7 protein-coding genes are annotated in these 8469 nt (G+C 67.6%); 5 read left to right on the top strand and 2 right to left on the bottom strand.

Annotated elements, in window-relative coordinates; translation table 11 throughout:
• Positions 1 to 34 precede the first annotated feature (34 nt).
• Positions 35 to 1015 carry a TauD/TfdA family dioxygenase gene (locus tag AC3EO4_RS38630; RefSeq protein WP_431900399.1) on the bottom strand — a complete coding sequence of 327 codons (981 nt, stop codon included), beginning with the start codon at positions 1013 to 1015 and terminating at the stop codon, positions 35 to 37.
• Positions 1016 to 1196: 181 nt separating this feature from the next.
• Between AC3EO4_RS38630 and AC3EO4_RS38625 the strand changes: the two genes are divergently transcribed.
• Genes AC3EO4_RS38625 through AC3EO4_RS38615 form a run of 3 tightly spaced genes read left to right on the top strand, consistent with a single transcriptional unit; the run spans position 1197 to position 4430 of the window.
• On the top strand, positions 1197 to 2156 hold the full coding sequence (locus AC3EO4_RS38625) for an ATP-binding cassette domain-containing protein (protein WP_431900397.1): 960 nt from the start codon (positions 1197 to 1199) through the stop codon (positions 2154 to 2156).
• Complete coding sequence (locus AC3EO4_RS38620; RefSeq protein WP_431900395.1) at positions 2153 to 3001, top strand: ABC transporter permease; 849 nt, start codon at positions 2153 to 2155, stop codon at positions 2999 to 3001. The genes AC3EO4_RS38625 and AC3EO4_RS38620 overlap by 4 nt, the downstream gene beginning before the upstream one ends.
• A 49-nt stretch (positions 3002 to 3050) precedes the next feature.
• Entirely contained in the window at positions 3051 to 4430 is a 1380-nt protein-coding gene (locus AC3EO4_RS38615; RefSeq protein ID WP_379575665.1) for a cation:proton antiporter domain-containing protein, read from the top strand.
• Between the two features lie 6 nt (positions 4431 to 4436).
• Here the strand turns inward: AC3EO4_RS38615 and AC3EO4_RS38610 are convergent, their stop codons facing one another.
• A complete protein-coding gene (locus AC3EO4_RS38610) occupies positions 4437 to 5234 on the bottom strand; it encodes an AfsR/SARP family transcriptional regulator (protein ID WP_379575664.1) in 798 nt (265 codons plus the stop codon).
• A 528-nt stretch (positions 5235 to 5762) separates the two neighbouring features.
• Here AC3EO4_RS38610 and AC3EO4_RS38605 point away from each other — a divergent pair.
• On the top strand, positions 5763 to 7583 hold the full coding sequence (locus AC3EO4_RS38605) for an AfsR/SARP family transcriptional regulator (protein ID WP_379575663.1): 1821 nt from the start codon (positions 5763 to 5765) through the stop codon (positions 7581 to 7583).
• Positions 7584 to 7686: 103 nt separating this feature from the next.
• On the top strand, positions 7687 to 8454 hold the full coding sequence (locus AC3EO4_RS38600; RefSeq protein WP_431900393.1) for a thioesterase II family protein: 768 nt from the start codon (positions 7687 to 7689) through the stop codon (positions 8452 to 8454).
• Positions 8455 to 8469: the final 15 nt, after the last annotated feature.

The following is an 8469-nucleotide window of genomic DNA, read 5'->3' as shown; positions in this document are numbered from 1 at the left end:
TGCCGCATCCCGGTGGGGATGCGGCACATCTATGTCACTTGAGGACGTAACCGTCAGCCGGTCGCTGGTGGCGGGAGCGTCTCAGGTCGTTCGTCACGAACGTTCGCTGCAGCCAGCGGTCCCGGCCGTCGTAGCGCGGTCGGAACTCGGTTCGCCCGTGGACCGTGATCCGGTTGTCCACGATCGCCAGTTCACCCGGCTGGAGCCGGTGGACCAGCGCGGTCTGCTCGAACGCGGTGCGTAGTTCCTGAAGCGCCTTCTGCGCCCGGGCAGTCTGGCCCGTCGTGGCGGCGAGATCCACTTGGATGTCGGGATCCTCCGGCGCGCCGGTCAGCACCGCGTGATGGACGGTGCTCTCGCCCACGTCGAACGAGGGCGGTGCCGCGGTGACGAACTCGTCGGCGAAGAGTGCTTCGCGGGCGGCGTCGCCGAGCACCGGAACCACCTGGCGGGCGCAGGCCGTACGCAGGCCTGAGATCTTCTCGTGGTCGGCGCGCAGGCAGAGCAGCATCACGTAGTCCGGCCGGTGCGCGTGAAAGGCGTTCTCGTTGTGCCACTCCAGCAGCACGGAGCCCGCGTTGCCCTGGAACTTCTCTTTGCCCGGCACCGGTACGACGTCCTGCACCAGGGATCCTGACTTCTCCGACAGGAACGCCGAGGGGTCGCCGAGGCCGGCGGCGATCATGATCAGTAATGCCGCCGAAACCGTCGCGGTCCTCTGTACCGAGCCCGGCACCGACGGCGTGTCAGGCAGGCCCTGTTCCCGTACGGGCAGCCCCCGAATGATCATCGCGCCATGCGGACCCGCATCGCGGCGAAATGCCCGGAGCGGCTGACGCAGGCCGACCGGGCTCTCCTCCCAGGCTTCCCTGGCTCTGGAGACCCAGAGGGAATCGTCGACCTGCATGGTGCCTGGACCGCACAGCGCTTCGGCCAGCCGGGCGACCTCTGCTCGGTCATCCGCGTTGAGCTCGACAGGTAGGGGCGGTGCGACGGAAGGCGTGACCACCGTCATATCGGAACCTCCGCGATAGATCGTCCGGGACCCTCCTCGTCGTGCAGCGACCATGGGGTCCCCATCGGAGCCACGCTATGAATTCCCAGCTTCCACTCGTTATCGGTTCCAGATCGCCCGGCCGCTTAGGGGACGCGGCATTGATATGGAGACGAAAACGCTCGTCGTTATGGTCACGCCTATGACGGGCATGAGCTACGCGCTACGAGCCGAAGGCCTGAAGAAGAGCTTCGGTGCTACCCAAGCGGTACGACACGTTGATCTTGAGGTGCCCGCCGGAACCGTGCTGGGTCTGCTCGGTCCCAACGGCGCGGGCAAGACGACCGTGGTGCGCATGTTCTCCACACTGGTCCGGCCGGACGCCGGGCACATCGAGGTGTACGGCTTCGACGTGGTCAGGCAGTCGCAGCAGGTACGCACGCTGATCGGTCTCACCGGTCAGTACGCCACCGTGGACGGGAACATCTCAGGGCGGGAGAACCTCTACCTGATCGGCCGCCTGCTCAACCTGTCCGCGTCCGGCGCGCGCCGGCGGGCCGACGAGCTGCTCGAACGCTTCGACCTGGTCAAGGCGGCACGGCGGCCGGTACACACCTACTCAGGCGGCATGCGGCGACGAGTGGACCTGGCCGCCAGCATGATCGGCAATCCCCGAGTGCTCTTCCTCGACGAACCGACCACCGGCCTTGACCCGCGTAGCCGCAACAACCTCTGGAACGAGGTGCGCCTGCTCGTGGCCCAGGGCACGAGTGTGCTGCTGACGACCCAGTACATGGAGGAGGCGGAGATGCTGGCCGACGCGATCGCGGTGATCGACAGCGGCCAGATCGTCGCCACGGGCACCCCGACCGAGCTAAGGACGGCCGTCGGTGGCCAGGTGCTCCAGGTACGGCCGGCGGACCCGGCGGACCTGGCCGCGGTGGCGACGGTGCTCTCCGCCATCGGCTCAGGCGCCCCCATGACGTTGGCCGACGACGGCCTGGTGGTGCTGCCCATTGGCGGGGAATCGGAGTTGACCCAGGCGATCGGTGCTCTGGCGGCGGCGGGCCTTCAGCTAGCCGGCATCGACACCCACCTGCCCAGCCTTGACGAGGTGTTCCTCTCCCTGACCAGCGACGTTCCGGATCGGACCACGACATGACATCGACTGCCAACGACTCCTTGCCGTTGCGGGCGCTGCCCGGCATCGAGGTGCCGCCGGCCAGAATCGGGCCGGCCGCGATCCTGCGCCACTCGATGGCGATCGCCCGGCGCAACCTCATCCAGCTACGCAACGACCCCGAGCAGTTACTCGACGCGATGCTGATGCCGTTGGTGATCACGCTCCTGTTCGTCTATGTGTTCGGCGGCGCGATCGGCAACGGTTCCGCGGACTACCAGCGGTTCCTCATCCCCGGGATCATGGTGCAGATCGTCACGTTCGCCGCCCGGTCCACCGGAATCGGGATGTCGTTCGACTTCGCCAACGGCCTGATGGACAGGTTCATGACCCTGCCCATCGCCAGGTCCGCGGTGCTCACCGGCCGCATCGTCGCCGACATGTGCCGCATGCTGCTCGGGCTGGCGGTGATGTTCGTCTTCGCCCTGATCATGGGCTTCCGAGTGGAAACCGACCTGCTCTCCGCGCTTGCGGCCCTGGCCCTGCTCATGCTCTACGGAATGGCCTTCTGCTGGGTCTCCGCCTTCATCGGCCTGGCGATACGGAACCCGGAGACCGTCCAGTCGATCGGATTCCTCTGGACGCTGCCGCTGCAGTTCGGCAGCTCCATGTTCGTCGATCCCGCCACGATGCCGACCTGGTTGCGGATCTTCAGCGAGCTCAATCCGACCACCTCCATCGTCGACGCGTCCCGCGCCCTGCTCACCGGCGGACCGCCGACGGGACCAGTCCTGCACAGCCTCGCCTGGATCGCGGCGCTCGTCATCGTCTTCGCCCCCCTGTCCATCGTCTGGTACCGACGCCGCGCCACGAGAGCCCCGAGGTGAGTGCCATGACTGCTGTTTCCGACTCGTACGGCACGCGGAGGTCGCCAGCATGGTGAGCGTCGAGCCAGAACGTCCCGCACCGAGCCCGGCCGGCAGTGCGAAGGGCCCGGTCCGGCGCACGGTGCTGTTACGGCTGGCCGGAGGCCTGGTGGTGCTCGCGGCGGTCGCGGCCGCCTTCGGTTTCGAACTACCGGCCGGCGGTACAGGGAAGCTCGACCCGGTCGCCCCGTTCCTGCTCGCGGTCGCCGTGATCGTCTTCGTGAGCCACCTGCTCGGCACCGTGCTCGAGAGACTCCACCAGCCGCCCGTGCTCGGCGAGATCCTCGGCGGCCTCCTGCTCGGTCCCTCGGTCCTGACCTCCCTGTGGCCCGGCGCGAGCAAGTGGCTGTTCACCCCGACGGTGGTGAGCGCCCTCGGCACGGTCGCGCAGTTGGGGCTGGTCACCTTCATGTTCCTGCTGGGCTGTGAGCTGGGCAGGGGCGGTGTCCGCACCTCCCGCGGCGTGGTCGCGCTGGTCAGCATCGGCGCGATCGGGCTGCCCTTCCTCGGCGGCGCCGGCCTCGCGTTGGTCGGCGGGGACGCGCTGGCGGGCGACTCACCGAACCGCGGCGCCTACGTGGTCTTCTTCGGCCTTGCCCTGTCGATCACGGCGCTGCCGGTGCTCGCCCGCGTTCTGCTGGACCTGGGCATCGAGGGCACGCGGATCGGCACCCTCGCACTGGCCTCCGCCGCCTCAGGCGACGGGCTGATCTGGCTGGCGCTGACCGTCGTGCTCGGCCTGAGCGGGGGGGTCTCCGTCATCACGACCGCGGGCATCGGCGTCGCCTTGGCGCTGATCACCATGCTGTGGGTCCGTCCCGCGCTGGCCGCCATGGTGCGCGCCGCCGAGAAACAGGCCTTCGCGGGACGGTTCCTCCTGCCCGTGCTGCTGGTCGGCGCGCTCGGCTATGCCGCGGTCACCCACCTGATGGGGCTGCACCCGGCGATCGGCGCCTTCCTGTTCGGTGCCGTGGTTCCCCGGGAAGTGCCGGTCGTGGAGGACCTCAAGCGGCAACTGCAGGGTTTCGTGATCATGGTGCTCCTTCCGCTCTTCTTCGCCGGGATCGGTCTGACCACCTCGGTCGGCTTGATCGGTGGTTCCATCGCGCACTGGGGGCTGTTTGTCGCGGTGTTGCTGACCGCCGTCGCCACCAAGTTCGCGGGCGTGGTCGGCTTCGCCCGCCTGGCCTCGCTGCCACGGAGGGACGCGTGGCGTCTTGGGGCGCTGATGAACTGCCGAGGGGTGACCGAGTTGGTCGTCGCCGCGATCGGATACCAGCATCACCTGATCAGCGCGCTCGGCCTGACCATGCTCGTCCTGGTCGCATTGATCACCACGGCGGCCACCCGTCCGCTGATCCACCTGATGGGCCTGCCCATCGATGAATAGCACGGGCTATCTCGGCAGCAGTCTGCCGTTGAAGTGCAGAATGGCCGGCTCGTTGTGGTCGATGACGGCCTGGTGGATGCGCCGCAGCTCCGGGCCGGGATCGATGCCCAGCTCCTCAGTCAGCAGGTTCCTGGCGTTCCCGTACGCGGCGAGCGCGCCGACGGTGTCACCGCTCAAGTAGAGGGCTCTCATCAGCAGGGAGTGCGAGCGCTCCCGCAGCGGAGACTCGGCGATGAGCGTGTAGAGGTCGGGGGTGATCCGCGAGGGTGGGACCAGGCGGAGCCTGAGCTCCAGGAGGTCCTCCCAGGCAAGCAGCCGCTGCTCGTTGAGCGCGTCGAGGCGGCGTGCGAGGCTCTGCGAGCCTCTGGAATCCGTCCCCGCGGGGCCGCGCCAGAGCTGGAGTGCCCGTTCCAGCTGAACAGCGGCTTGAGCGATCTGGTCCTTGTCCGCGTGGCTCTGCGACTGATTGACGCGCTCGTGGAAGATGTGGACGTCAAGCTCCCCGGGGTCGATGAGCAGATGGTAGGCGCTTCCACCTCCCTCTCCGCCCCCTCCGCGGATCGTGGTGAGCCGTTCGGCCAAGTCAACCGAGGCCAGTGCCTCGCGAAGACGTCTAACGTGCAGTCTTATGTTGTCCGCCGCGGACGCTGGCGGGTCCTGCCAGACCAGATTGATGAGGCCGTTCCGTGTGACAGGTTTGCCATCGGCGACGAGGAAGGCGGTGAGTAGCGTCCTCACCAGCGGGGAATTAGTGATCATCTCGACGTCTCCGGCCAAAACTGGACCAAGTAGCTGAAAGATCATATTTGCCCCCAAGGTTGGACATTGGTGCCCTAAGTGCTGACGGCCGTATGACCGGCGTGCACATTTCCGGTGGTGCGTCAGAGCAGCGCCTCAATGATCCTGTGCCGGCGCCGACGACACCCCGTGGGCCCTTCCCGCACGTCCAACCCGGCAGACCCAAGATCACACATGCCCCTATATCGGCGCAAGCCTTCCGGGTGCCGCTCGCTTGCTTGGCGCGTTACAAAATGAGGATCCCCAAGTCAACGCCCTTATACGAAGGCTATACGGGAGATATCCATTTGGTCTCATACAGTGGATATAGCTGATTTCCTTGAGATTGCCGCATGTCGCAAGCCGCATATTTAACGGACGGTGTTGGATATGTGACTCCGTAGCCCGTTTTCCTGGTAGGCCGGCTTTCCTGCCGCCTATGGGCTATGCCGCGCTGCGGGCATGAGACAGTCGAGCGACCAGGGGGCAGATATCTACCAGGACTCTTCCCAAGCGGCCGACCAGGCAACCACCGAAGTCGGTGACTCGGAGGCCGTGGGATTCGACTTCCGTATCCTCGGTCCACTCAAGGTGACGGCGGGTCGCGACCGCGTCGCCATCGGCGGGCACCGCCAGCGCACGGTGCTGGCCATGCTGCTGCTCACACCGGACCAGGTGGCATCGGTCGACCGGCTGGTCGAGGCGGTGTGGGCCGGGCACCAGCCGACGACCAGCCGTACTCAGATCGCCATCTGTGTGAGCAGCCTGCGCAAGGCGTTCAAGGCCGCGGGCTTTCCAGGAGAGGTCATCGAAACCGTCCCGACCGGCTACATGCTGCTCGCCGGTGAGCATCGCATCGACGCGGTGCGCTTCTCCAAGCGGGCGGAGTCCGCCCAGCGCCTGGCTAAGCAGGGGAGGACGGCAGAGGCCGCGGAACTGCTCGGCGACGCCCTCGGCCTGTGGCGGGGACCAGCACTCGCCGGAATCTCCAGCTACACCGTCGAGGCCGAGGCGGCACTCCTGGACGAGCAGCGCTGCAGCGCCTACGAGCAGTACGCGGCGCTGCAGTTGGAGCTCGGCCGTCACCGCGAGGTGGTACCCGGGCTGTCCGCCCTGGTCCAGGAGCGGCCACTGCGAGAGCACGCGCGCGCGTCGCTCATGCTCGCCCAGTACCGGTCCGGCCGCAGGTCAGAGGCATTGGAGCTGTTCCGGCATGCCAGGGAGGTGTTCGTCGGAGAGCTCGGGCTTGAGCCGGGGCGGGTGCTGCAGGACCTGCACAGCGCGATCCTCCGCGAGGATCCCGCGCTCATGCCCGCCGCGGCGCTGCTCGCCTCGCCGCGCGGCGGTTCATCGATGACCACCCTTCCGCCGGACCTTTCGACGTGCGTGGGCAGGGAGCACGAGCTCGCGGCGCTGAACGGACTGCTGGATCGCCCCCCTCGGGACCGCTCGCCGGCCATTGGACTGCTCGTCGGGCGGCCGGGCGTGGGCAAGACCACGCTGGCGGCGTACTGGGCGCGTCTGGTCTCTGGCGCGTTTCCCGACGGCCGGCTGTTCGCCCGCCTGCGTGAGGATGGGAGCGACAACGGCGATCCCGTCCCCGCTGTGGTGACACGGTTCCTGCGGACCCTGGGCTTCTCCGAGGAGGAGATTCCCGACGATCTGGCGGACCGGGTGGCGCTGTTCCACCGATCGCTCGAGAACCGCCGGATGCTGATCGTGCTCGACGACGTCCAGGAGGATTGGGCCCGTGCGCTGATCCCTCCCCAGGGCGTCTGCTCCGTGCTGATGACAAGCCGCGAGATGCTGTCGATTCCGGCCCGGGTACGGCTGCGCCTGAACCCTCTGCAGGCCGCGGACGCGGTGACGCTCCTCGACAGGCTCGTCGGAGACGGCCGGGTACGCGAGAATCCAGGCACCGCCATGCGGGTGGCCGCGCTCTGCGACCACCTGCCGTTGGCCCTGACCGCGGCGGCGGCCCGCCTCACAGCCAAACCGCACTGGAGCCTCTCCCACCTGGAAAGCCGCCTGCGCGATCCGCTGAACAGGCTCGCGGAGCTCAGCCGTGGCAGGCCCGAGATCCGCGCCGCCTTCGACCTCAGCTACCGCGACCTCAGCCCGGCGGCCGCCGCCATGTACCGGCGGCTCGGCCTGCTGAACGGCTCGGAGACAGACCCACCCGACCTGAACGTACGGCTCGGCGCGGAGCTCCTCGACACCGATCCGACGGACGCGGAGAACCTGATGGAACAACTCGTGGACGCCGCGCTGCTGGAGGTGGCGGGAGAAGAACCGAACGGGCGATTCCGTTACCGGCTCCCACGATTGCTGGCGCTACACGCACGAGAATGCGCGGAGCTCTCAAAAACCGCATGAAAATCCTGCTGGAAAGTCAGGTAACCGTATGACGAACGGGAGACGGCGTGAAAAAGACCGGTGCGTGTAGTGCTTCTCCAGATGAGATGACCCGATGACTGCAATGTTCAATGAACAGACCGAACAATGGCTCCGCCGATATCGGCCCGTAGACCGTCCCCGGCTGCGCCTGGTCTGCTTCGCCCACGCCGGTGGGGGCCCCAGCGCGTTCCGCACCTGGCCCGCCGGCCTCCCGGAGGACATCGAGGTCCTCGGTGTGCGCTACCCGGGCCGCCAGGAGCGGGTGATGGACGAATGCGTCGACCGTATGGACACGCTGGCCGACCATGTGGCCGATGCGCTCGACCCGTTACTCGACCTGCCGATGGTGATGTTCGGGCACAGCATGGGCGCCTGGGTCGCCTACGACGTGGCGCTGCGGCTGCTCCGCCGCCGACGGTTCAGCCTCAACCTGCTGATCGTGTCCGGGCAGGTGGCCCCGGACAGCAAGGACCCCGCGAGGGCCTTCGAGGACGACGACGCGCTGGTGGCCGAGGTCCAGAGAGTCGGTGGATACGACCCCCAACTGTTCGAGGACCCCGAGATGCGTGATCTCGTGCTGCCCGCGATCCGCGCCGACTTCGCCTTGGTCCACACCTACCGGCCCGAACCTGGCGCGCCTCTCGACTGCCCGATCCTCGCCTGCTTCGGCGACCAGGACGTCGACTCGCGGCCCGAGGGCATGCGGGCGTGGGCTGACACCACCACCGGCACGTACACGCAGCGGGCCTTCCCCGGTGGGCACTTCTACCTGGCCGACCAGGAGCCCGATCTGCTGCGCGCGCTCTCCGAGCGCGTGAATAGTACGGCCGCATTCCACGCATTTCCGTGAGGGGGAGTAGACCTC

This window comes from Nonomuraea sp. bgisy101 (genome assembly GCF_057708945.1).
This window is presented reverse-complemented; position numbering and strand designations above follow the sequence as displayed.